The following is a 24,421-nucleotide window of genomic DNA, read 5'->3' as shown; positions in this document are numbered from 1 at the left end:
ATATGTAACGGAGGATTGTACATGACTATTGTAGCATTAGTACTTCAATGTTTATTAATTTTTGCATTTTTCTTTTCGAGTGTGAGTAAAATTGCGGGAGCAAAAATGCAAGTAGAGGCTTTCGCTCATTTAGGTTTACCGCAATGGTTTAGAATTGCGACAGGTTGGATTGCTTTAGCAGGAGTAGTTGGACTAATTTTTGGTTTCTGGAATGAAATTATATTAGTTTTAGCAGCATTATGGATTGCTTGTATTATGTTAGGAGCTGTATTGTCACATATGCGTGTTAAAGATCCAATTGGAAAAATCATGCCAGCAGCCGTGCTTATGATTTTAGCGCTAATTCTTGCGTTCATTCATTCTTCAGCAGTAATAGAACTTCTGTAAAGCAAATTGTAGATTTGATTGAATAGAGGTAGAAACTGAGCACGTACGATAAAAATGATATCCTCATTATAATAAAATAGTGAGGATATTCATTATGTTGATACTCATTTAAATTTGTATAAATTATGGGAAAGAGAAAGGGGGTCTACACGATGGTAGATCATTCATCACAAAATGCGGATAAATTGCTAGGAGTTTTAGTCGTTACGCTAATATTTTCGGTTATGAACGGTACGATGTTTAATGTAGCTCTTCCTGAAATCGGTAAAGAATTCAACCTTGTTCCTTCAGAGGTTAGCTGGATTATGACGAGTTATATGGTCGTTTACGCCGTTGGTTCTATCGTGATGGGAAAACTGGCGGATAAATATCGGCTAAAGGATTTGTTGACGTACGGATTGCTTATTTTCGCTCTAGGTTCCTTGCTTGGTCTACTTGCTACTGAGTATTGGGTTATCATTTTAGGCCGTGTCATTCAGGCAGCGGGAGCTTCTGTTCTTCCTGCGACAGCAATGATTATTCCGGTTAGATACTTTGCGCCAGAGAAAAGGGGGCGTGCGCTTGGAACTTCAGCAGTTGGTTTAGCACTTGGTAATGCGTTAGGACCAGTTGCGGCAGGGTTAATCACAAGCTTTGGAAGTTGGAGATTTATGTTTGTTCTTTCTTTACTACCACTTTTGACGCTTCCTTTCTTTAGGAAGTATTTAGATAATGCGAAAGGGAAGGCGGGTAGTATTGATATTCTTGGCGGAGGGTTATTAGCTATATCAGTCGCGTTCTTCTTGCTTGCCATTACGCAGATGCAAGTGCTGTTATTCCTTGGAGGATTTGTTATGTTAGCTTTCTTCATTTTGCGAATTAGAAAAGCTACAGAGCCTTTTATTAAACCGACTCTGTTTAAAAATAAGAATTTTTCGATTGGGTTACTCCTTGCCTTTATGACGACAGCGATGAGCTTTAGCATGACATTCATGACGCCGCAATTTCTATCGGCAGTAAATGGATTGACTCCTTCGAATATTGGTTTTGTTTTAGTTCCAGCTGCAATTGCCTCGGCAATTATGGGAAGAAAGGGAGGAAGGGTAGCTGATACTCGGGGCAATTTTGTACTCGTTTTTATTGCCTCAGTATTCATATTCCTTGCTTTCTCATTATTATCTACTTTCATTGGGGTCTCGGCTTTTGTCATAGCATTGATTTTAATTTTCGGAAATGTAGGACAGACCTTTATGCAGATTTCAATGTCTAATACAATTTCGCAAACACTGTCAAAGGAAGAGACAGGTGTTGGAATGGGATTACTGTCGATGATTAATTTCATATCTGGCGCGATGGCTATGAGTGTAGTAGGGAAATTGCTTGATAAAGGATCTACTTCACTAAAGCTAAATCCTTTTGTTGCAAATGAAGCTGCAAATATGTATAGTAATATCTTCGGCGTGATGTCATTGTTAATCTTACTTGTAGTTGTGCTCTACCGTTTTCAATTTGGTATGGGCGTTTCTACGTTAAATATGACTAGCAAAGGTAGTAAAAACTTATAAAAGAAAATACAAGGAGGGTTTATGTATGAATGCTCAAACTGCATCTGTTTCTTCGCAGTCAAAGGAGTTTGACAATGTGAAAAGACTCCCAATTTTAATATCAATGATCATTGGAGCGTTTTTCACCATTTTGAATGAAACATTATTGAACGTTGCTTTTCCACAATTAATGATTGAGTTGAATGTAACAGCGTCGACTCTTCAATGGCTTTCAACAGGGTACATGCTTGTAGTTGCTGTACTCATTCCAGCTTCTGCTTTATTAGTACAATGGTTTACAACAAGACAAGTATTCATAGGTGCTATGGTAATCTTTACTTTCGGTACACTTGTAAGTGCGATTGCGCCTGGATTTTCTATACTATTAATGGGTCGCTTGTTACAAGCAGCAGGTACGGGATTAATAATGCCCGTATTAATGAATACGATTCTCCTTCTATATCCTCCTGAAAAGAGAGGAGCGGCAATGGGGAGTATTGGGCTTGTAATCATGTTTGCCCCTGCCATTGGGCCGACACTTTCAGGGCTCATTTTGGAAACATTGAATTGGAGATGGCTATTTTATTTCGTTCTTCCATTCGCAATTTTTTCTATCATTTTTGCGTTTATTTATTTAAAAAATGTCTCTGAGCCTACTAAACCAAAGGTGGATGTATTATCTATTCTTTTATCTACAATTGGATTTGGCGGAATTGTTTATGGATTTAGTAGCTCAGGTGAAGGTTGGGGTAGTTTCCAAGTATATGGCATAATCCTAATTGGTCTTGTAGCAATTCTATTCTTCGTATTGCGTCAATTGAAATTGAAAGAGCCATTACTAGACCTTAGTGCATTTAAGTATCCGATGTTTACGCTCACGACAATTTTATTGACGATCATGATGATGACGATGTTCTCGACAATGACGTTATTACCATTTCTATTCCAAGGTGCTTTAGGCTTAACTGTCTATGCAACTGGTCTTATCATGCTTCCAGGTAGCCTGTTGAATGGTCTGCTTTCTCCAGTTTCAGGGAAGCTTTTTGATAAATTTGGTCCAAGAGCGCTTATTATTCCTGGTACGATCTTATTAGCAGGTGTGATGTGGTTCTTTACACAAGTAACGGCAGATACGTCTAAAATAACTTTCATCCTATTACACGTCACTATGATGATATCTATTTCAATGATCATGATGCCGGCGCAAACGAACGGTTTGAACCAACTTCCGAAGCGATTTTATCCTCACGGAACAGCTATTTTGAATACTCTATCACAAGTAGCGGGTGCGGTAGGAGTTGCGTTCTTTATTAGCGTTATGACTTCCGGACAAAAGAAATATTTGGATGCATCTTCAAATCCAACTGACCCAGCTCAATTAACAAAAGCAATGGTTTCAGGCGTGCATAACGCATTTACAATTGGCTTTGGTTTGGCACTACTTGCAGTCGTTGTAGCTTTATTTATAAAACGCTCGCAGAACTCAGAAAGTTAAGGGTCGAAGTAAAGAGGGTATGCCGAGGGCAACCCTCTTTACTATTTTGTTCCTACATAGTAATTTGATTTTGGTTCCTTCTTATTAAAATAGTATTTGTCGGATAGCACACCACACCTTTTTAAACTTATAATGGAACAGCTCTAACTTAGTGATAAAGTTTCATTTTATGTTTAAATAAGTAAACTCGCTTTAATAGAAGTACACAATTCAGAACGAGAAATGGATTCAGCTAGCTGCTGTAAATAAGCATACTCTTCCGCGTCTTTTTCAGAAGTGTTAAGATCCAATAAAGGTGAAGAAAGAAGTACATCAATCGTAAGTAAACTTGAATCATGAGAGACGATGTTATAACCTGCAAAAACAGGTCATTTTAAGTAAGTGCGTGTTTGCATGCGTATCACTATTTTATGTACAATAAAAGAAAAGCCTCTTATGAGATGGGGAGAGAAAAACTCATGTCCAGCCAACAATTAGTGAATTTACGTATTGATTTTGCGTTTAAACAACTATTTGGCACAAGTGGAAATCAAGATTCTTCTTTTCGACAAGCATATGAAGCAAGAGAAAAAGCTTTGATGGATGAAGCCGCAAAGTTTGCTCATGCTCGTAATGAAGGAAAGAAAGAGGGAATTGAAGAAGGTAAGATTCAATTAATTCGTGGAATGCATAAAAATGGAATGTCAATCAAAGATATTGCAAAGTTTACAAATTTACGTTTAGAAGAAATAGAAAGCATTTTAAAAGTATAAATGATAGAAAAAACACCTCCACTGAATTTGCATACTTTGAAGTGACCCAATGAAATAAGACAAGGAAAAAACACCTCTTATACCGTATTTAATTTAAATACGAATATACGGAGGTGTTTTTTCATGTGCCACTCTTTAGGTTCATTTCAAATTATCAAGGTGTAATAAGTTCAAAACTCTCCGAATCAGCCTCAACAATAAAAGGACTAACTTCGCCAACGCTATAAAGTTGCAATTCGTGCATCGCGCGTGTACAAGCAGTGTAGAACAATCTACGAACGCTCTCATCGCTGTATACATGTTTAGAAGCATTGTAAATAATAACAGCATCAAATTCGATACCTTTCGCTAAGTAAGCTGGGATCACGACGATGCCTTGCTCATACTCGGCTGAGTTACTCTTCACGAGTTTAATATTCTCGATATGATTAAGCGCTTCGTAAGCAGCTGCACTTTCGGCTGCAGATTTACATATAATTGCGATCGTGTTGTGATTTTGTTTTTGTAGTTCAGCAACTTTGGCAGTAATATGTTCGTGCAGTTCGCTCTCATTCGCTACTTTCGTCACTGTAGGTTTCTCACCGTCACGTTCAAAGGCGTGAATGTTCTTGCCCTCCGGCACGAGAGCACGTGTGAATTCAATAATCGGTTTTGTTGAGCGATAGCTACGAGTTAAGTTGATACCGTTCGTTTCATCTGGCCCGTATAAGCTAGTAAGTGTATTGAAATTCACTGTTTCACTCGCATGGGCAAAGATCGCTTGGTTAAAGTCCCCGAGTACAGTCATTCTTGCAGCAGGGAAGAGACGTTTTAAAAACTCGAACTGAAATGGTGAATAATCTTGCGCTTCGTCTACGAGTACGTGTTTAATCGATCTATTCGTTTGGAAGCCTTCAATTAACTCTTTTAAAAGTAAAAATGGAGTTGCATCCTCGTAATATAATTTTCCTTCATCGAGCATGTTCACCGTTAAAGAACAAATGTCATCCCAGTCTTTCGGTTTTTCTCCCGTAACCCATGATGCATCTGTGAAGAGCTGTTTATATATTCCTGTGAAATTGATAAAGCGCAATGTTTGAACACCTTTGCGAAGTGGTTTCAATTTTTTACGGACAATCATACGTCCAAGTACTTTCGCTTCTTTCTCAAAATCGTTAAAGGAGTTGTCGTCAAACTCACCTTTTTTCTGTAAATATTTATAAGCCTTTTGGTATTCATCTTTACTAAGTAATTCAATTTCTTCTTCTACCCAAGGCTTTTTCAGTTCTGTTTTTTCAATTGCATCTATTTGTTTATTTAACCAATCCGTTAATTTTTCAATTCTATTATGGAAACGGAGGGAGGAGTCGGTATTGTAAAATTGCTCTGTAATTTCTTTCGCAGAAACAATTAGCTTTCCTCTAAATTTCATTCCTCTAAATAGCATACCAGCTGATTCAAGAGATTGTCTGTACGCTCTAATCATCTCGAAAAATTGAGTAGATGCTTTAAAGCGAATGCTTGCATTTCTTGTTTTATAGATAGGGCTATTTGTTTCAGTGAGCATATATTCTAATTGCTCGTATGGATCTTCCACGTCAAATGACTTACTTAGTCTATGATTTAAATATTCTTGGAACGTCACTTGCTGCATATTTTCTTCGCCGAGTTCAGGTAGTACGTTAGATACGTAACTGTTGAACATAGAGTTAGGAGAGAAGAGAATAATTTGATCCGCTTTTAGCCATTCGCGATATTTATATAGTAAGTAGGCGATTCGTTGCAGCGCAGCGGACGTTTTACCGCTACCAGCAGCTCCTTGCACGATAAGGAGTCGGCCTTCATCGTGACGGATAATTTCATTTTGCTCGCGCTGAATTGTAGCGACGATGCTTTGCATATGTTTGTTTGTTCCTTTACCGAGCGCTTGTTGCAGAATTTCATCGCCAATTGTAAGGCTCGTATCGAACATAGAATCAATTTCGCCATTTTGAATAATGTATTGTAATTTTTTCTCCACATTACCGTGAATTACGCCGCCTGGTGTACTGTATTCAGCTGGTCCTGGCGGATAATCGTAGTACACACTCGAAATAGGTGCGCGCCAGTCATATATAAGAAAGTTTTCTCCGCTAGCATCAGTAAGTGTAGCAACGCCAATATAAATTTGCTCTGCAGCAGATTCTCCTTCTTCTTTGAAATCAATTCGTCCGAAATAAGGTGCTTTATGCATGCGTTTTAGTGCGGCAAGTCGATTAAAGGTGTGCTTATGGGTAATTTGTGTGACAGCTAGTGACTGAGCTTGTTGTCTTAAGTTGATAACTGTTTCAAGATAATCATCAAAAGTATCAGTATTCACTTTCACGTCATCCCAGAAGTGTTTACGAATATGGATTACTTCTGCCCGGCGTCTGCCAGTTTCGTTTTCCAGTTTATCAATTTGCTGCGTAATCGTTTCGATTACGGTATCCAATCTTTTTTGCTCTAAATCAAGTTTTTTGTTCATACGGTAGCACTCCTTTAAAAGTGAAAAATAGAGGTTGACTGAAGAAAGAAACTATGGTATATTTGATATACGGATAAATATGTTTTATTTAATTTGCAAAACGTGTTTCTGTACTAATTTAACATAGTTTCTGAATTTAATCAATGATAATAAGATAAACCTTGGTTCCGTGTGTAATGGAATCAAGGTTTTTTTGTTGTAGAGTATAGTCTGTTTAAGTTAAATTTTTAGCATTTGTTAGTTGAAAAAAGGGATAACAAAAAATCAATTTTGCGGTGGAATATATTCACCTGTTGTTACATGAAAACCAGCTGCTTTCATCTTTGTCTGTTCTTTATTCCAACCTATTACTAGCATTAGGGGGATGTTCATCTCAGTGTCTTTTTTTAGCAGAAAATTATAACCTTTTGCCCAATCTTTACCGGGATAGATATCACCTGATTCTAATGCTTTTTTTAGTAACTGGGGAGAATCGTAGTTAATATCTTCTAATCTGATGAACTCTTCTTTAGGATAAGGCGAAGTACCTTTCCTGGTTACATCCTGTGCTTGAACAATTTTCCCCTCATAGATAGTAATTAAAAATATTTTATTAGTATCTGGCACTCCAAAATCAATATTCCAGTATTTTCTTTTACCGTTACTTCCAATTGCCTTCCCGGGCTTATCTTTGTCAATATTAACTGCCTGTAAAAATTGAGCATTTTTATCCCATTTAAGTGCAGGAGTAGATGCTAACTCAATAGCTTGTTTTAATGATAATTCTTGGTGTTCAAAGATTGCTAATGTATCTTCAATGGACTTTATTGAACGAGCAGATGTTTTTTCGGCAGTTCCGATAGAAAGTATCAAAAGTAAGACGATAAGGCTTATTTTTTTCATTTTCGTACACCTTTTTAGCGTATATTCTTGCCGAACTGTTTGAAATTATCCTACACGTTACCTATTTTTTAATTTAGATGTTCGTTCCCGTTGCATACCGATCTAAAGAGGGAGAGAGTCTTACTACCTAAAATAACTGGATTAATGCAAATTAAAAAAGCTTGGGGCTACCCAAGCTTTTTTCACTTCATTATTTCTTTTCGTCTTTCTTAGCGTCAGCTTTTTGCTCTTTGAAAAGATCTTTCAAATCTTTATCGTCAACTTTTACGTCAGCTTTTTTGATTTCTTTCATCATAAGGTCGTTCATGAATTCGCCATCTTGTGCTTTCTTTTGAACGATTTCTTTTTTGATGTCAGCTTTAGATTGTTCAAATGATTTTTCTGGCTCTTTAATGTCTGTTACTTTAATGATGTGGTAACCGAATTGTGATTTCACAGGTTCGCTTACTTCATCTTTTTTCAGCTTATAAGCAGCCTCTTCGAATTCTTTAACCATTTTGCCAGGTCCGAAGAATCCTAAGTCGCCACCTTTTTCTTTTGAACCAGTATCTTCAGAGTATTGTTTTGCTAACTCTTCGAAAGATTTACCTTGTCCAAGTTCTTCTTTAACCTTTTTAGCAGTTGCTTCATCTTTTACAAGAATGTGGCTTGCTTTAATTTCAGGCTTGTAATTATCTTTCAATTCTTTATCAGTGATTGTTTTCTCGATAGCTTTTTCTTGCGCTAGTTGAGCACGCACACCAGTTTTTAACGTTTCTTCTTTAATACCTTGTTGTTTTAATAGTGTATCGAATTGATCACCGTATTGTTTTTTCATTTCATCGAACTTTTTGTCTACTTCTTTGTCTTCAACTTTGTAGTTTTTAATAAGTACTTTTTCCATAACCATGTTATTTAGTACTTGTTTACCAGCTTGTGTCTTCATTTGCTCGTAGAATTCTTCTTTTGTAATGTCACCAGCTTTAGATGTAACGATTTTGTCTGATGATGATGTTCCACATGCTGATAATGCGATTACACTTGTTGCGGCTAAGGCAAGCATAGCTTTCTTCATTCGATAAACACTCCTACTATTATGTATTTTTAATTTATCCTACACCAATGAATTTTAGTTCATCAGAGCCCGGTTAAGTCTCACTGATACTTTTGCTTTTTATGTTGGTAAAGCGCACTTAACAGGGCTTACCGTGGCTTAAGGATAAAGTTAAGATGCGTGTCATTTATTTCATAGTATAAGCAATATGTACAGAATTTAATATATCATATTTCGACGTGTTTTCATATTGATAAAGAAAAATTAACCAGTACGTGTCAGATTTTGAAGGTGTGCCATATTGGGCGTATGCCGCATATACAGAAAAGAGGAGGGGATGGGGATGAATTCTCAACTTATTTTATTACTTGTACTGTTTATTTTATTGGTTATAGTAGGTATAATTTGCTTATAGAGGAAAAAAGTGAGGAAGGGGCTTTCCTTCCTCACTTTCCATGAAATATAATTTCTATATAACTAGAAATTAATAAAATTGTTATACATACATTAATAACCCGAAACACACCGGGTTGGCGGCTCGCAGATATTTGTTTTCGTTCACACAGTGTATGTGTCATGAAATTCGTGTAAAATATAACAAGAAGTGCGAATGCGACAAAAACAACTGTTATAAGTGTCATGAGGCGAGACCTCCTTTTGGCTAAAATACATATACTTTATATATTGTATCATACGATATTTTGTTCGTGTTATAAAATTCAGAAATAGAAGACTTTGTGTTAGAAAGTGAGGGAGAAAATGGACGTTGTTAGAAGATTAGAACAAGCTGAATACTACGTAGACCTACTATTTAAAATGATTGATGAAGAAAAGTGTCCATTTTATTCTTTGATCATAAAGAAAAAAGCTCGTAAAAAAGATGTTGAACGTATACTACATCTTTGTGAAAAACTGAACGAACAATATGTAGCGGAGAAAGCAGAAGGCCTTCTTTTGTTCGATGCGCTGTTAGATCAATTTGAAAAAGCGCTTCCACATCAGCTCGAAGTACACGAAACTGCGGAAGCGCTAGCAAAACAAGGTTTATTCAAACCGCTTATGAATGAATTCTTAAGCATGATTGCGAAAAAATAAATAGATTATTTCTTAACTAACTTCTGATCGGATTCTGTAAAGTTCTCTTCAATATCTTCTAATGATTTCTCAAAAATATCGATGAAGTCTTGTCCGTAAATGTTACGCAAGATAGCAATCAGTTCGATATTTTCTGGGAACTTCCCATAAAAATTACGAAGTGCAAGAGCCCCATTAAACACTGAATTATTTTCAGGGTCATACTCCTCCATTAAGCGAAGTAGTAATTCTTCCCCTTTGTCTGTAATTTCGATGTACGTATTTCGTTTATCATCTTCTTTTTTCGAGAATACAAGATAGCCGCGTTCTTCCAGCTTTTTCGAGAAGTTAAACGCCGTTGATACGTGCATAACTCCAAACTTAGCAATCTCAGAAATAGAAGCCCCTTTTAAATGATAAGCGATTGTTAAAATATGATGCTCATTAATGTTTAAATCATAAGGTTTAATCCACATCTGCCAATCTTTCTCTACACATTTCCATAACGCTTTCGATAATTGAGCAATGCGTTGGCTGAAAATCATCGCTTCTTTTACCGAGTAATCTTTTTCTCCACTTTTCATATACTCACCCACTTTAACATTCTTTTTCATTACTATCTATTATGCCAGTAAAATAAAAATTAATAAAGTCTTTTTGTGAGAATTGTGAAAATTTTTTAAAAAAATGACATTCTATACAAATCATGCATAACTATGGAAGCGGTTTATGAGTCGTGAATACATGTGTTGTCCATACATGTTAAGTGATAACATATATTGTAAATGCATAAAAACACGGCATATCTATGTGATATGCCGTGTTAAGGTCAATTTATATAAAAAATATTTGTTATATGCAAAAAACTAAGCAGGAATTTGTTTACGCTTTTTCCGGAACAGCTTCTTGTAGTTTCTCAATTGATTTTTGAATGTCCAAAATCTCTTTCTCAATATGTCGTTTGTTTTGAGAAATATCTTGCTTCCAGTTAGAAAGTGTATCGTGCATATCGTCTTTTAATTCTTGGAACACTTCTTTACCTTCTGAAGCAGTTTCAACGATTTGACGTTTTAATAATTTTGTATCAGCTGTAATATCAGCTAACGTCTTTTTAATATCATTTCCTTTTTCTTTTAACTTGCCGCGCATGTCTTTGCCAGAAGAAGGAGTAGAGAAAAGAACAGCTAGTCCAGCAACTGCTCCGCCGCAAATGACACCTGTAATAAAGGATTTAGCTTTTGACATAAAAGGAGACCTCCTTATTTTTTGTTCGTATTCATGATGTGAAAAAATATGCATATCTTTAAGACGAGGGAAAGAATAGTACCCAGTCCCCAGCATCTTAAGTGGAGAAACAAGCCGTGCCATATTTAATCACGTTAGGAAAGTGGCTTGTTATGTATGACTACTTATTATAGTGTCACTATTTCACACTATTTGCAATTGTACTTGCGATGTTTTGTAAATTTTCCATTGTATATTCATTTTGATGTGATTTCCAAACAGCACCGAAACCATCGTTTTCACCGTAGCGTGGAATTAAATGAAGGTGGAAGTGGAACACAGTTTGTCCAGCTTTTTCACCGTTATTGTTAAGGAGGTTAAAGCCAACTGGATTAAACTCTGCTTTAATCGCGTTTGCGATTTTCGGAACGACAGAAAAAATGTGTGATGCGATTTCTGGCGTTAACGCAAAAATGTCTTGTTTGTGAACTTTTGGAATAACAAGAGTATGTCCTTTTGTTACTTGACTAATATCTAAAAATGCAAGCACATGTTCATCTTCGTATACTTTTGAGCAAGGGATTTGCCCGTCAATGATTTTACAAAAAATACAATTATCTGCTGTATGATTCATCGATCTCATCCTTTCAAATATCCTTAGCCGTATTTTACCATAATTACATAAGAGAACAAACACGAAAAACAGGAAGCTGACTCAGCTTCCTGTTTTCTGAAGAGGGATTGAAAAAGCATTATCGTAATTTACGTTTCGCAGACACCTCATTTATTTTAAGAAATGCACGGTAAATCGGCTAAAGTTTCTGCCGTAGACACCCCATTTTCAAGTGAAATGAATTGCAATCTTTTTAAATGAAATTGTTTACTTTTTAAAACAGTATATGCTCTTTCGGAGACACCCCGTTTCGAAAATAAAACAAATAATCTGGTTATGTGTAAATTCCTTTGTCCAACTTGGACACCCCATTTCATGATGACTTCACTATGTTGTTGTACTCATCAATAGGTGGTCGCTTTTTCAATGTGTTCCTTCTTCCTTAATTATGATGTCCGCTTTCGGGAAAATATATGCGAACAAATTTAAATTTTTTTGAATGCATCGATACTATGTAGTACAGCGTAATTTTTGGTAAGATGAATATAGAACGAATATAAATGAAGAAAGTGGTGTCGTATGAGCGAGTTATTGCGTGTAGAAAATGTTACAGGAGGATATACGAAACGACCTGTATTAAAAGATGTTTCGTTCTCTGTGAATAAAGGTGAACTTGTCGGCTTAATCGGTTTAAATGGAGCAGGTAAAAGTACGACGATTAAACATATTATCGGTTTAATGGAACCGAAAAAAGGAACTGTCACAATTAATGGGAAAACAATTCGTGATGATATGACAGCGTACCGTTCTAGTTTTTCGTTCATCCCAGAAACACCAGTATTATATGATGAGCTAACGCTAGAAGAACATTTGAAGTTAACAGCGATGGCTTACGGTGTTGATGAAAAACAATATGAAGAACGTGTAGGACAATTATTACAAGAATTCCGTATGAAAAATCGTTTGAAATGGTTTCCGTCTCATTTCTCAAAAGGGATGAAACAAAAAGTAATGATTATGAGTGCGTTTTTAGTAGAGCCATCTCTTTACATTGTGGACGAACCGTTCGTTGGGCTTGATCCGTTAGCAATCCAATCACTCCTTCAAATGATGGACCAAATGAAAAAGAGTGGTGCAGGTATTTTAATGAGTACACATATTTTAGCGACGGCAGAGCGTTATTGTGATTCGTTCATTATTTTGCATCAAGGCGAAGTGAGAGCGAAGGGAACATTATCTGAGCTGCAATCACAGTTTCATATGCCAGGTGCAACGTTAGATGATATTTATATTGCATTAACGAAGGAAGAAGATTATGAATAGCACAGCGTTATGGAAAGAACGATTTCGTTACTTTTTACAAGAAGTTCGTACATATAGTAAATACGTATTTAATGATCATTTAAAATTTATTTTCGTATTCATCATCGGCGCAGGAGCGTATTATTACCAACAATGGTTACAAACGTTAACACCTTCGTTTCCGACTGCGCTCGTTATGGCAGTGTTACTTGGATTCGTATTAACGGCCGGATCCATTCAAACGTTGTTAAAAGAAGCGGATCTCGTTTACTTACTGCCAGTGGAAGAAAAGTTAAAACCATACTTCACAAAGGCATTTCTTTTTACGTTTATGATTCAGTTATACATAATTGCAATCGTAGCAGCCGCGCTTGCTCCGTTATACTTCCAGCAAATGAAACAAACAGGAGCTGGTTACATATGGATCGTACTCGCATTTGTCATTGTAAAAGCGTGGAATTTATTTGTAGCGTGGGAAAAGTCATTTTTAACAGATCAAAATATACAAAGAGCCGATTGGTTCATTCGATTTATTTTAAACGCCTTATTTGTTTATTTCCTTGTAGAACGTACTTCCGTTATGTTTATTGCCGGAATCATCCTTCTGATGGTGTTATACCTCGCTATTCTGCATCAAATGGTGAAGGGGAAACCACTAAACTGGGAGTATTTAATTTCTGAAGAAGGTAAGAAGATGATGCTGCTGTACCGCATCGCGAACATGTTCGTTGATGTACCAGCATTAAAAGAGAGAGTAGCACGTAGAAAATGGCTTGATTTCATTCTTTCGATGATCGGTGAAAAGCGTACATATTTATACTTATATACGAGAACGTTCTTAAGATCTGGTAATTATTTTGGCTTATATGTGCGCCTGCTCGCTCTTGGCGGAGTTATTCTTTACTTCATTCCGTTTTTATATGGACGATTTATCGTAAGCCTTATCTTCCTATACTTAATCGGTTATCAGCTATTAACTTTATGGAAACATCACCGCATGAAAATTTGGCTTGATTTGTACCCAGTAGGCGGAGAAGAGAAGAAGAAAGATTTTCTTACTTTATTAAATGCAATTCTCATTATTGGTAGCGTTGTATTTACAATCATATTTGCACTTGCTACGAAAGATTTCATGATGACAGGAATTTTACTAGTCGTAAGCATAGTATTTAGTATCGGTTTCGTTTATCAATACGGGGCAAAACGTATTGAGCGTTTAAATTGAAGGGAATGAACCTATGATTACATATGAAGAAAAGGTTATAAAAGAACTGGAGCAGTGGAAAGCTACATTCATGAAAGATTCTTCTATGATGACACGGTTCTCAAAGAAAGTGCAGACGAAAGTACAGCAGCTTATTCCGGCGAAAGTGCAAAAAGTATTAACAGAAACGATTCGGATGATGGTGCAAACAATTAGTGCCGGATCAAACTTTATAAAGCCGAAATTAAAAGAGACGAACTGGTCATTGCAAAGACGAGATGATGAAGTACGTAAAAAAATGGATGAGTATAAAAAAATAGCAGCGGCAGAAGGAGCGGGGACGGGAGCAGGCGGTATTCTCCTTGGCCTTGCTGACTTTCCGCTGTTGCTCGGCATTAAAATTAAATTTTTATTCGACGCAGCAACATTGTACGGATTTGATACGAGCGATAAAGAAGAGCGCCTTTTTATTCTTCACGTTTTCCAACTTGCCTTTTCAAGTGACGACCACCGAAAAGAAATATGGAAAGCAATCGAAACGTGGGATACAGAAGAAGAAAATCATATGGACTGGGAAAAGTTCCAAACAGAGTACCGAGACTATATCGATTTAGCAAAAATGCTTCAGCTCGTACCAATAATCGGTGCCCCGGTCGGCGCATATGCAAACTATCAATTACTGCAAAGACTTGGAGAAGTAACGATGAATTGTTATCGTATGCGATTGTTGAATAAGGATTAAAAACAAGGCGTCCTACATGTGTAATGTAGGACGCCTTTTCTTAGAAGCCAAGTCCGATATAGCTAACTCCAACTATAATCAATACGACAAAAAGTACAATGAGTAATGAAAATCCACTTTTGCCAGCTTGTCCAGCTTCACCGCCGCCATTACCACCACTACCGCCTTTACCACCAAGTCCCATATGATATCCTCCTTATTGTTATATATTGCTTTTGTTTTATATTCTTCTCCATTTACCAATAAATTCCTCCTGGAGCGCTAACTAACTTGAAAATCATTTCGTTTCATTTTATAATTTACTTACCGACCGGTAAGTAAAAATAAGTGAGGTACAGTATGACAAAGAATTTACAAACATCGCAAAACATTGTAGAGGCTTCATTTAAACTTATGGCAGAGCACGGCATTGAGAAGATGAGCCTTTCCATGATTGCGAAAGAGGTAGGTATTTCAAAACCGGCCATTTATTATCATTTTTCTTCTAAAGAAGCGTTAGTCGATTTTTTATTTGAAGAAATTTTCTCTGGGTATCATTTCGTGAGTTATTTCGATAAAGAGCAATATACGAAAGAAAACTTTGCAGAAAAGTTAATCGCAGATGGTTTACATATGCTCTCTGAGTATGAAGGACAAGAAGGAATACTGCGCGTCATAAATGAATTTATCGTAACTGCGGCGCGAAATGAAAAGTATCAGAAACGCTTATTTGAAATACAAGAAGAGTTTTTAAATGGTTTCCACGAATTATTGAAGAAAGGCGCGAGACTGGGCGTTGTGTCACAAGATGCAACGGAAGAAAACGCTCATACGCTAGCGCTTGTAATTGATAATATGAGCAATTACATACTCATGGGATTTCAGTTAAAGTATAAGGAAATTTGGATTCGAAATGTGAAAAACGTCATGAAGGAGGAGTAAAGATGAAAATGCAAAAAAACTGGTGGCTCGGTTTTCTTGGATTCATTGGGGTATATAAAATTCCAGGCATGATAGAAGCTTTTCAAGCGGATGGAAATTGGATGAAGTTAATCGGTTTCATTTGGCTACTTTGGTTCGGATATTTTATTCCTGAGAAGAAAGAAGATTAAATTTCAATTTTATGTAAAGTTATGTAAAATATAGATTGAGACTATTCATATAGTAGATTACTAGATTTGGAGTGGTTACATGGATCCATTGAAAAATGAAATTCACCCTGACATGGTCAAGGTGTGGAAAGTTCGGGCTGTAATAGAAGAAGGGATCGGTATTCTTGTCATTTTAGCTTACCTTTTCCTCATGATAAAGTTTGATTGGTGGGCGTGGATTTTGTACGTGTTAATCGGTTTAACAGTTGCGTTAGCACCATTGGAGTACTTCGTATTCCCAAAACTACGTCAACGTTATTACAGCTACCAACTAAATGAAGAAGAACTTGAAATTCAACACGGTCTTTTCGTCGTAAAGCGCGTATTAGTACCGATGATTCGTGTACAGCACGTGACGATTGAACAAGGGCCGATTATGAGAAAATACAGTTTAGCAGAATTACACATTTCAACAGCAGCAACTTCTCACAGCATCCCAGGCTTAACGATGTATGAAGCGGAAATGTTGAAAACGAAAATCGCAGAATTAGCGAAAGTGAGTGATGAGGATGTATAAGAGGCAGCATCCAATCACGATGTTACTGGAATTAAAAATAACAGATTTTATACCACTCTTTATTTTCATGTTTAGCTTAAATGGAAAATTCCCGTTTTGGTATTTAATTCCCGCTGCATTCGGTTTACTCACCGTTTTTTCAGCGTTTGAAAAATGGTATTACACAACATACTGGGTTGAAAATAACGTATTACATGTAAAACAAGGCCTCTTTGTGAAGAAGGAGAGCTACTTAAATAAAGAACGTGTTCAAACGATTAATACAAGTTCTAACGTGTTATATCAAATGCTTGGCTTAAAGAAAATCCAAATCGAAACAGCTGGTGGGGGCGATGATGCAGAAGTTAGCTTAGCTGGTATTACAGTAGAAGAGGCAACTGAGCTTATTGCTTTGCTAAACGAGCCAACTCCAGAAGTGAAAGCAGAAGAAACGTTAGACGAAGTAGTAGAACATACAGTAGAAAAAGAAATTGTTACAGAGGAAAAACAATCGACAGAATACAAGTTAACTTGGAAAGAGATTTTATTAGCTTCTGTTACATCTGGTCAGTTTGGACTATTATTCTCATTAATCTTTTTCGTGTACCACCAAGTAGATGAGTACATTCCGAAATGGATAGAGAATGGCGTAAAGTCGTATGTAATGGACCACGATATATATGGCTTGATTTTCATGATAGCCATTTTGATCGTCCTTTCATGGATTATATCGACAATCGGTTATGCGCTAAAACATGGAGATTTCACAGTGAATCGAAGAAATGATGAGGTCCGCATTTCACAAGGATTACTTGAGAAAAAAGAACTCGTCCTAAAATTGCACCGTATTCAAGGTATTACGATAAAAGAAAGTATTTTACGTCAGCCATTCGGCTATTGTGCTGTGCAAGTAGAAGTGATTCAAAGTAAGGGAACGGGTGACGAAAAAGAAAAAGTTACACTCCATCCAATCATTCGAAAAGACCGAGTACAACAGTTACTCGCACATTTACAATTACCATACGAACTGAATACAAATATTATTTCATTACCAAAAGCAGCATTACGCCGCTATCTCATTGATAGCTTCATTTTCTTCGCAATGATAGCTATCCCGCTTATTGGAATAAGTATATACTTTGAAAAGTACTTCATTATGTGGGCACTCATTCCGCTTGCGATCCTCATCTTTATACTTGGATACGCAACATTTAAAACAAATGGTTACAGTGTAAATGGAGAGCAAATTACGCTTGTATATCGTAGTGTTGGAAAATATACAGGACTTGTTAGAAGAAGACACGTCCAATCAATGGAAAAGACGCAATCCTATTTCCAGCGCCGCGCGGATTTATGTACGTATAAGTTTTCGAGCGCATCATCGAGTTATAAATTAGAGCATACGAGAGTAGAAGATGCGGAGAGAATGCAGGATTGGTATAAGAAGAGAATAAGTGAGAATTAAATGGAATGGCTCGTCTTTTGCGGAAGGCGGGCTGTTTTTTTGTGTAAAGCTGATGGAAAATAATTTTAATTTCATATTTTCATTTTATTAATTCTATTTATTTTAATAATGTTTCTTCAAATATACGATGGTAAGGAGAAATTTTTTTGTTTTTATGAATAGAGTTCGTTCCTAAAACATTTATTATAGGGACGTTAGTATTCTTTTAAAAGTATTCATATGATGGGGTATAGGTGGTTTATAAATCAGCAGTTTGTATTTATTACAACTTAGGATTAGAAAAGGCTGTATAATCACCCGTTAAATCGCTCATAAACGTGTCAATCGGAAGGTGGATGTGTTTCTTTTCTTAAATAAAATACTGGCAGTAAATCGATAAATATAAGTGAAAATAAGAAAAATGTCTGAAATACAGACAAGACAATACATATATTCGAGATTGTGGTAAAATAATTGTAGACCAACTTTATCCTAATTAGTAAAATTTTAGATTTCGTTTGTGATATATTTAAGCATTTGTTGTTAAATGTTGTTTTAATAATATATTTATAAGGTGGAATGGTCATGAAAAAGGAAGAATTTTTGTTGTATTCCGAAAATAGAATATTACCAACATTTATTGAATTAGAAGGAAGATATTATCCTGCATATGCTAGTAAATTACACCCTTTTTGTATAACTACTTTTGGAGAGCATAATATTACCATCACACTTTGTGAGGCGCTTAAAATTAAAAAAAAGAAAGAGCCGGTAGAAGAGTTTCTGTACAGCGAAATTAGCAATATAGAGATTTCTGTTGTTAAGAAGCTCACCGCTGTTCTTTTCCTTCCTGGGACTCGAATTAATTTAGACCTAATTCTCAATTTAAAAAATGGAAGACGACTACATTTAGAGTGCGAAACTATACGTGTTTTGCCACAAATCATAAATCTTTTTTCTAAAAAAAGTATAACGGTTAAAGATCCTTTGGATTTAGAACATATTTTTCTGTCTAAAGATTCTATTGAAGAAGTCTATGAATATTTAGAGAGTAATCTTGAAAACATGGCTAAGGAAAAAGGAATAAGTATATTTCGATTAAAGCAAACTGAAGATTAATTATACATTTTAATGGATTGGAGGATTTTTAGTGGTTGAGTTTATAGGAAACCGTTTGATTATTTATTTTGTAGTTTAAGACTGATAACACTAATATACATAAATAATAGGATTCCTTTTTGATAATCAAGTGAATTAAATACTATGTAAGAAAATAACGTTGCGAAAGTTTGGAAGCAAAACCAAATCATGTTTGGGTAGATGATTCTAAATCTCCATACTATAATACGCTGCAGGAAAAGCCTGTAAGAGGTAGATGGAAATCAGCTGAAAATATGTATATCCCAGCATATGATTATAGCTTCGTAATTAATTATAATACGGAATCACGTACACCATACAAAGGAAGCGCGATCTTCTTCCATGTTTCTACTTTATGGACAGAAGGATGTACAGATGTAGATAAACAAAATGTGATTGATATTTTAAGATGGATTGATCCAGGGAAAAAAACTGTTATTATTCAAACCCCTGAAAATGAACTGATAAATTATTAAGTTAATAACCTAAAAAAATTCAAGTCTACTTTCATTAGTAGGCTTTTTTGTTAAGTATGCAATTTTTGTTTTGTTGGTGTAATCAAATGCCCATAGAGCTAGCAAAATGGATTGCCCCTAAAATAATAAAAATGATATAAAATTTTCGTCCTTGGAGACAACTAATTATTAATTTGATGATTCAGCTGATTTTTTTATGTAGTTATTGAAAAACACCATAGTTTCTAGAGAGTGAACAGGGATTTTGAATTGATTCAAAGTTGACGGAACAAAATAAAACAAATTGAGCAAAAAAACTTGCAAAACTAAAAGAGGAGTTATATATTAATTGATGCATCAAATATTGATGTATCAATTAATGTTTCAATAAGTAAGAAGGAGGAATTTTCGAAAACGTGTTATTCAGACGATGTCGGATTTTTATATAAGCTATAAGATTAAAGCGAAGATAGAGGGGGCACAATACTATGGAAATAATCGCAGCTATTTTAGTCGGGATCGTAGCATTAGAACATTTATTTATCATGATCCTCGAAATGTTTTTTATGAATTCAAAAGTGGCAAAACGTGCTTTTCAATTACCCGAGCATTTAGAAGGAGATCGAAACGTAGCCATTATGTTTGCAAACCAAGGTTTATATAATGGATTTTTAGCCGTTGGTCTCATTTGGGGACTTATACTTGGTCTCAATTCAATTGGTTATATGGTTCAATTATTCTTTGTAATGTGTGTGGTCGTAGCAGCTCTGTTCGGCGGTTTCACATCTAATAAATCAATTATTGTAAAACAAGGACTTCCAGCTATATTAGCGTTGATTGCCCTTTTAATTGTGATATAGAACTAAAGCGTTTGTATAAAAGAACTCATTTTTGAAAAATACGTTATTCTTTCTTCCTATAGGCTCATAGGAAAGAATAGCGTATTTTTTCTTTTTAAGGGGGTATATCCTTCAATTTAATCAAAAATGTAAATTCTTTTTTTAGCGCGATTGTTATGAAAATACGTATTACATTAAGGATTAGAACCGGATTAACGCTTTAAAATATAGAAGGTGGGGAAAATAATGTAAAAAAACTATTGTATGTTTAAAAACCGTGTGTTACATTTGTGTTACAAAATAGTTACAAATTGTAACTTATATTACAGTTTGTTTTCTTTTTGTTTTTCGGTATGTTACAAATCGGAGTGTGTATCAAATCGTCAGAGGATATATGAAGTTCAAAAAGTTTTTCTATGTGTATAAGAGTGTGTGTAGTAAAGAGCTTGGTGAGAACTTTGCGCACATTATTAAAATTCCTTTCTGTCTTTAAAAGAAGAAAACCAACTATTTAGGAGTTTTAAGTAATGATAGTAAATGAAATGTACTTCCTTTCCCGCACATAAAGTACATATTTACGCTCAGTCTAATTACTACACAGACTTTTATACATATAAAGCTATTGTTTTAGGGGATATATAGGAGGAGAAAAAATGAAAAAGTTATTAATGGTAATTGGACTTACACTTTTAATGTTAGCTGGATGTAGTAATGGGAATTTTGACAAAGTAATGGATGAAGGAAAGACCGCGTTAACGAATAAAGAATATAAAAATGCCTTATCATCATTTGAAAAAGCACTAGATGAGAAAAAAGACGATTCAGATGCAAAGGTGCTTGTAGAACAAACAAAAGCAATGATTGAAGCTGTGAAGTTAAAAGAAGAAACAAAGGTAGAAGAATCAATCAAGTCATTTGAAAAAGTAGAGAACATGAAGGATGGAAATAGTACGTTAGTAAAACAAGCGAAGGAAGAACGAACAGCATTATTAGCTATCGTCGAACAAAAAAAGAAGTATAGCGAGCAACTAGTGAAAAGTGAAGAGTTAATAAATAAGAAAAATTACGCAGAAGCGAAAGATATATTAAATAAGCTAGTTTCAGAAACAAAAGATAACAAAAATCTTGAAGAATATAATAAAAAGGCTTCGGGATTAATTACTAAAATTGGTGAAGCAGAAAAGAATGCAACGGTAGCGAAGGCAGAAAAAACTAATGTAGCAACGAATCAAAAGGTAACAACAGAGAAGCCTCAAAAGGTAGAGACAGAAAAGAACCAAAAGGTAACGACAGAGAAGCCTCAAAAGGTAGAAGCAGAAAAGAACCAAAAGGTAACGGCAGAGAAGCCTCAAAAAGTAGAAACAGAAAAGAACCAGAAGGTAACGACAGAGAAGAACCAAAAGGTAGAAACAGGAAAGACTCAAGATGCATTTACTTTTGAGAAAGCGAAAGAATATATTAAAAATGAATATAAAGAAGACTATGATTATACGCTAGAAAATACGCAAGTAGAGAATGGAAAGAAATATTATCAAATTAGAGTGCGTACGACATATAAAATAGAAGGCGCAGCTGGATCAGGATTTACTGGCGTATTTAAAGTATTTGAAGATGGTACAATTGTTGAAGTGCACTAAATTAATGGAAAGGTATCCTCAAAGTGTTTGAGGATACCTTTTTAGCGTAAAAAAAGCATCTAGCAAAAGTACTAGATGCAAATAAAAACACAAGGGAAGACAAAATTCTTCCCTTTTCCCGTAAGTAATTATATCAAAAAATTTATAAAAAACTAGCTTTATTTTTAATATAATTGATGTGTGAAGCTATGAAAGTATAAGATTACACTATTTTTGTAGTGTTTTGCTGAAAAAGGAGCCACGTATATGATTAATTTTAAACCAGAAAATTTGAACCAACTATTAAAAGTAATGTTAATTAGTGCTAATAAGTCTTACGATGCGATTAAAGAGTATGAATGTACGGGAGAAGCAGTCGTATTCTGTGTAGACTTCGAATATATTGACGTTTCTCTTATGATTGTAGATATGTTAGGAAGATCAGCTTCTAAATTTAACATTTTGCCATTTGCTAAACTAGATACGAATGAGATAGATTACATTCAGTTTCAAGTGTATTCCATTAATGAAGGGAATTTTAAAGAAATAATCGATACGATGTAAAAACTATAATTTTACAAATATGTATATACCAACTAATATATAAGTAATAAATTCATATAATTGGAGTGATGAAATGCAGCCGTTAGAAAGGGAGATTCATTCTAATATGCTGAAAGTGTGGCGAATTCACGCTTTAATTGGGGCGGCAGTTATACTAGCAGTCGTAATTGCATATTTCTTTTTTATGATCAATTTTAATTGGTGGGGTTGGTTGTTTGGCTTGTTAGTAACAGGCGCTATTTTATTTATTCCGCTTGATTATTTTGTGTTTCCAAATTTACGTCAGCGCTATTATAGTTACAGATTAAATGAAGAAGAGATTGAGATTCAAAAGGGAATGTTCGTTGTAAAACGCGTGCTCATTCCGATGATTCGCGTGCAGCACGTAACGATTGAGCAGGGCCCGATTATGAGAAAGTACAATTTAGCAGAATTACATATTTCAACAGCAGCAACTTCTCATAGTATTCCAGGTTTAACGAAAGAAGAAGCAGAGCAGCTGAAAAGACAAATTGGAGAACTTGCGAAAGTGAGTGATGAGGATGTATAAGAGGCAACATCCGATCACAATATTGTTAGGTATTCGAATTGCAGGTTTACTGCCTTTTATTTTTCTCGTTCTATTTCGTTCAGATGGTGAAGTAGAACCTTGGTATTTCTTACATCTTGTCCTTTTGGCCGTATTATTTATTATGGCTATTTTCTCAGCTATAAAATGGTATTTTAAAGTGTACTGGGTTGAAAATAATATTTTACATATTAAACATGGCGTCTTTGTAAAGAAAGAAAGTTACTTAAATAAAGAACGTGTGCAAAATATTAGTACGTCTTCTAACATCATCTATCAAATATTTGGACTGACGAAATTAAATATTGAAGTAGCGGGCGGCGGTACTGAGCCAGAAGTGATGTTGGCAGGTATTAGAGAAGCAGAAGCGAAGGAACTCATTGCTTTATTACATAAAGAAAGAAGTGTTGTGAGTGAAGAAGGGCCTGCGGAAGAAGGAAGTAAGACGGTATATCAGTTAACAACGAAAGAGATTTTAGCAGCATCTATTACATCTGGTAGATTCGGATTAGTGTTTTCTATGTTAGTCATCCTTTACACAGAGTTTAATCAATTTCTACCAGAATGGCTTATCAATAAAGTAGAAGCGTATGTGATGGATAACGGTGTATATGAATTAATCGTTATGGCGGCGATTTTAATGGCAGTTTCGTGGGTCATTTCAACAGCGGGTTATGCATTAAAATATGCGAACTTTAAAATTGAGCGAAACGGAAATGAAGTTCGCATCGTGCAAGGTTTATTTGATAAGAAAGAGTTTGTTTTAAAATTACACCGTATTCAAGCGATTACGGTGAAAGAAGGCATTCTCCGCCAGCCTTTCGGATATTGCTCTGTCGAAGTAGAAGTCATTCAAAGTATAGAAGCGGCAGGAAATGAAGTGATGTTACATCCTTTTATGAAGAAAAAAGATGTGCAGCAGTTACTCGCATATTTACAGTTGCCGTATGAAATGGAAGCGGAAATCGTTCATTTACCGAAAGCAGCATTACGTCGTTATGTCATCATGGGATGGATTACAAGTGCCGTACTCGCTGTGCCAATCATAGGTGCGAGTATATATTTTAAACAAAATATTGCGTTATTCACTCTCATACCACTATGTATTATATTTACGTTACTTGCATACGCGCGGTATACAAGTAGTGGTTATATGATACGAGACAATCAGTTAGTCATGGTATACCGAGGACTCGCGAAATATACAGGAATCATGCGAAGAAGGCATGTGCAAGCAGTCGCATACAGTCAGTCGTATTTTCAAAAGAAAGACGAGCTATGTGCAGCTGTCGTATCAGTAGCGGGGCATCGTTATAAAGTGAAACATATGCAAAAAGAAGATGCGCTTCGTATATATAATTGGTATAAAGAAAAAGGAAACACCGGTGTGTAACGGTGTTTCCTTTTTGTGTCGTCATTTGTCGATAAGTCGATATATCTCAAAAATCGCTGA

25 protein-coding genes and 3 pseudogenes are annotated in these 24,421 nt (G+C 35.5%); 19 read left to right on the top strand and 9 right to left on the bottom strand.

All coding sequences use genetic code 11. The annotated features are described in order from the left end of the window. Positions 1–21 precede the first annotated feature (21 nt). From ACTFNE_RS22860 to ACTFNE_RS22850, 3 genes are all read left to right on the top strand, one after another. Complete coding sequence (locus tag ACTFNE_RS22860) at positions 22–387, top strand: DoxX family protein (RefSeq protein ID WP_270705515.1); 366 nt, start codon at positions 22–24, stop codon at positions 385–387. A gap of 152 nt (positions 388–539) precedes the next feature. Next, positions 540–1,931, top strand: a complete 1,392-nt coding sequence (locus ACTFNE_RS22855) for an MFS transporter (RefSeq protein ID WP_270705516.1) — start codon at positions 540–542, stop codon at positions 1,929–1,931. A gap of 25 nt (positions 1,932–1,956) precedes the next feature. Next, positions 1,957–3,405, top strand: a complete 1,449-nt coding sequence (locus ACTFNE_RS22850; protein WP_074540047.1) for an MDR family MFS transporter — start codon at positions 1,957–1,959, stop codon at positions 3,403–3,405. A gap of 173 nt (positions 3,406–3,578) precedes the next feature. Here the strand turns inward: ACTFNE_RS22850 and ACTFNE_RS22845 are convergent. Continuing rightward, a pseudogene (locus ACTFNE_RS22845) lies at positions 3,579–3,773 on the bottom strand (hypothetical protein); the annotation flags it as partial. Positions 3,774–3,932: 159 nt separating this feature from the next. Between ACTFNE_RS22845 and ACTFNE_RS22840 the strand changes: the two are divergent. Continuing rightward, positions 3,933–4,157 (top strand): annotated as a pseudogene (locus tag ACTFNE_RS22840) (hypothetical protein); the annotation flags it as partial. 154 nt (positions 4,158–4,311) lie between these two features. Here ACTFNE_RS22840 and helD read toward each other — a convergent pair. The 4 genes from helD to ACTFNE_RS22820 all read right to left on the bottom strand — a co-directional run bounded on the left by helD (position 4,312) and on the right by ACTFNE_RS22820 (position 9,198). Continuing rightward, positions 4,312–6,642 carry an RNA polymerase recycling motor HelD gene (gene helD / locus ACTFNE_RS22835; RefSeq protein ID WP_270705519.1) on the bottom strand — a complete coding sequence of 777 codons (2,331 nt, stop codon included), beginning with the start codon at positions 6,640–6,642 and terminating at the stop codon, positions 4,312–4,314. 264 nt (positions 6,643–6,906) lie between these two features. Beyond that, positions 6,907–7,524 (bottom strand): hypothetical protein, encoded by a 618-nt coding sequence (locus ACTFNE_RS22830; protein WP_270705520.1) that lies wholly within the window; start codon positions 7,522–7,524, stop codon positions 6,907–6,909. Positions 7,525–7,714: 190 nt separating this feature from the next. Next, complete coding sequence (prsA, locus tag ACTFNE_RS22825) at positions 7,715–8,578, bottom strand: peptidylprolyl isomerase PrsA (RefSeq protein ID WP_000710071.1); 864 nt, start codon at positions 8,576–8,578, stop codon at positions 7,715–7,717. A gap of 425 nt (positions 8,579–9,003) precedes the next feature. Next, complete coding sequence (locus ACTFNE_RS22820) at positions 9,004–9,198, bottom strand: hypothetical protein (RefSeq protein ID WP_000172692.1); 195 nt, start codon at positions 9,196–9,198, stop codon at positions 9,004–9,006. 118 nt (positions 9,199–9,316) lie between these two features. On the opposite strand from ACTFNE_RS22820, the gene ACTFNE_RS22815 reads away from it, so the two are divergent. After that, positions 9,317–9,652, top strand: coding sequence for a DUF1878 family protein (locus ACTFNE_RS22815; RefSeq protein WP_000383660.1), 336 nt, complete (start codon positions 9,317–9,319; stop codon positions 9,650–9,652). 5 nt (positions 9,653–9,657) lie between these two features. On the opposite strand, the gene ACTFNE_RS22810 is transcribed toward ACTFNE_RS22815, so the two are convergent. From ACTFNE_RS22810 to ACTFNE_RS22800, 3 genes are all read right to left on the bottom strand, one after another. Beyond that, positions 9,658–10,215: an HTH-type transcriptional regulator Hpr gene (locus ACTFNE_RS22810; RefSeq protein ID WP_000834918.1), complete on the bottom strand. Its 558-nt coding sequence runs from the start codon at positions 10,213–10,215 to the stop codon at positions 9,658–9,660. 298 nt (positions 10,216–10,513) lie between these two features. Then, the gene (locus ACTFNE_RS22805; protein ID WP_000030300.1) at positions 10,514–10,876 is read right to left on the bottom strand and encodes a YtxH domain-containing protein; all 363 of its coding nucleotides are present in this window, start codon (positions 10,874–10,876) and stop codon (positions 10,514–10,516) included. A gap of 178 nt (positions 10,877–11,054) precedes the next feature. Further along, positions 11,055–11,489, bottom strand: coding sequence for an HIT family protein (locus ACTFNE_RS22800; RefSeq protein WP_001016840.1), 435 nt, complete (start codon positions 11,487–11,489; stop codon positions 11,055–11,057). Between the two features lie 558 nt (positions 11,490–12,047). Here ACTFNE_RS22800 and ecsA point away from each other — a divergent pair. Genes ecsA through ecsC form a run of 3 tightly spaced genes read left to right on the top strand, consistent with a single transcriptional unit; the run spans position 12,048 to position 14,716 of the window. Further along, positions 12,048–12,791: an ABC transporter ATP-binding protein EcsA gene (gene ecsA / locus ACTFNE_RS22795; RefSeq protein WP_001292602.1), complete on the top strand. Its 744-nt coding sequence runs from the start codon at positions 12,048–12,050 to the stop codon at positions 12,789–12,791. Next, on the top strand, positions 12,784–13,995 hold the full coding sequence (gene ecsB, locus ACTFNE_RS22790) for an ABC transporter permease EcsB (RefSeq protein WP_061131493.1): 1,212 nt from the start codon (positions 12,784–12,786) through the stop codon (positions 13,993–13,995). Before ecsA ends, ecsB begins: the two co-directional genes overlap by 8 nt. Positions 13,996–14,008: 13 nt before the next feature. Next, a complete protein-coding gene (gene ecsC, locus ACTFNE_RS22785; RefSeq protein ID WP_000634125.1) occupies positions 14,009–14,716 on the top strand; it encodes an ecs operon protein EcsC in 708 nt (235 codons plus the stop codon). Positions 14,717–14,756: 40 nt separating this feature from the next. Here ecsC and ACTFNE_RS22780 read toward each other — a convergent pair whose 3' ends face one another. Further along, complete coding sequence (locus ACTFNE_RS22780) at positions 14,757–14,900, bottom strand: YjcZ family sporulation protein (protein ID WP_000522746.1); 144 nt, start codon at positions 14,898–14,900, stop codon at positions 14,757–14,759. 155 nt (positions 14,901–15,055) lie between these two features. Between ACTFNE_RS22780 and ACTFNE_RS22775 the strand changes: the two genes are divergently transcribed. The 11 genes and pseudogenes from ACTFNE_RS22775 (at position 15,056) to ACTFNE_RS22725 (ending at position 24,361) form a co-directional block, all read left to right on the top strand. Next, on the top strand, positions 15,056–15,637 hold the full coding sequence (locus ACTFNE_RS22775) for a TetR/AcrR family transcriptional regulator (RefSeq protein ID WP_000164849.1): 582 nt from the start codon (positions 15,056–15,058) through the stop codon (positions 15,635–15,637). Between the two features lie 2 nt (positions 15,638–15,639). Continuing rightward, a complete protein-coding gene (locus ACTFNE_RS22770; RefSeq protein WP_000783813.1) occupies positions 15,640–15,807 on the top strand; it encodes a hypothetical protein in 168 nt (55 codons plus the stop codon). Between the two features lie 79 nt (positions 15,808–15,886). Next, on the top strand, positions 15,887–16,363 hold the full coding sequence (locus ACTFNE_RS22765; RefSeq protein ID WP_000371355.1) for a PH domain-containing protein: 477 nt from the start codon (positions 15,887–15,889) through the stop codon (positions 16,361–16,363). Beyond that, a complete protein-coding gene (locus ACTFNE_RS22760; protein ID WP_270705546.1) occupies positions 16,356–17,807 on the top strand; it encodes a PH domain-containing protein in 1,452 nt (483 codons plus the stop codon). Before ACTFNE_RS22765 ends, ACTFNE_RS22760 begins: the two co-directional genes overlap by 8 nt. A gap of 564 nt (positions 17,808–18,371) precedes the next feature. Next, positions 18,372–18,905, top strand: coding sequence for a hypothetical protein (locus ACTFNE_RS22755; protein ID WP_270705522.1), 534 nt, complete (start codon positions 18,372–18,374; stop codon positions 18,903–18,905). A gap of 182 nt (positions 18,906–19,087) precedes the next feature. Continuing rightward, positions 19,088–19,402 (top strand): annotated as a pseudogene (locus ACTFNE_RS22750) (L,D-transpeptidase family protein); the annotation flags it as partial. Between the two features lie 467 nt (positions 19,403–19,869). Continuing rightward, positions 19,870–20,241 carry a DUF1304 domain-containing protein gene (locus ACTFNE_RS22745; RefSeq protein WP_000402491.1) on the top strand — a complete coding sequence of 124 codons (372 nt, stop codon included), beginning with the start codon at positions 19,870–19,872 and terminating at the stop codon, positions 20,239–20,241. 632 nt (positions 20,242–20,873) lie between these two features. Continuing rightward, complete coding sequence (locus ACTFNE_RS22740; protein ID WP_046198652.1) at positions 20,874–21,857, top strand: hypothetical protein; 984 nt, start codon at positions 20,874–20,876, stop codon at positions 21,855–21,857. A 246-nt stretch (positions 21,858–22,103) separates the two neighbouring features. After that, complete coding sequence (locus ACTFNE_RS22735) at positions 22,104–22,400, top strand: hypothetical protein (RefSeq protein ID WP_046198651.1); 297 nt, start codon at positions 22,104–22,106, stop codon at positions 22,398–22,400. 73 nt (positions 22,401–22,473) lie between these two features. Beyond that, positions 22,474–22,950: a PH domain-containing protein gene (locus ACTFNE_RS22730; protein WP_001182705.1), complete on the top strand. Its 477-nt coding sequence runs from the start codon at positions 22,474–22,476 to the stop codon at positions 22,948–22,950. Further along, positions 22,943–24,361, top strand: coding sequence for a PH domain-containing protein (locus ACTFNE_RS22725; protein WP_046198650.1), 1,419 nt, complete (start codon positions 22,943–22,945; stop codon positions 24,359–24,361). Before ACTFNE_RS22730 ends, ACTFNE_RS22725 begins: the two co-directional genes overlap by 8 nt. Positions 24,362–24,421: the final 60 nt, after the last annotated feature.

Origin of the sequence: Bacillus cereus group sp. MYBKT111-2, assembly GCF_051915205.1 — a bacterium.
GTDB classification, from domain to species: Bacteria; Bacillota; Bacilli; order Bacillales; family Bacillaceae_G; genus Bacillus_A; species Bacillus_A paranthracis.
Note: the sequence above shows the minus strand (reverse complement) of the source record. Positions and strands in the feature narration are given on the sequence as shown.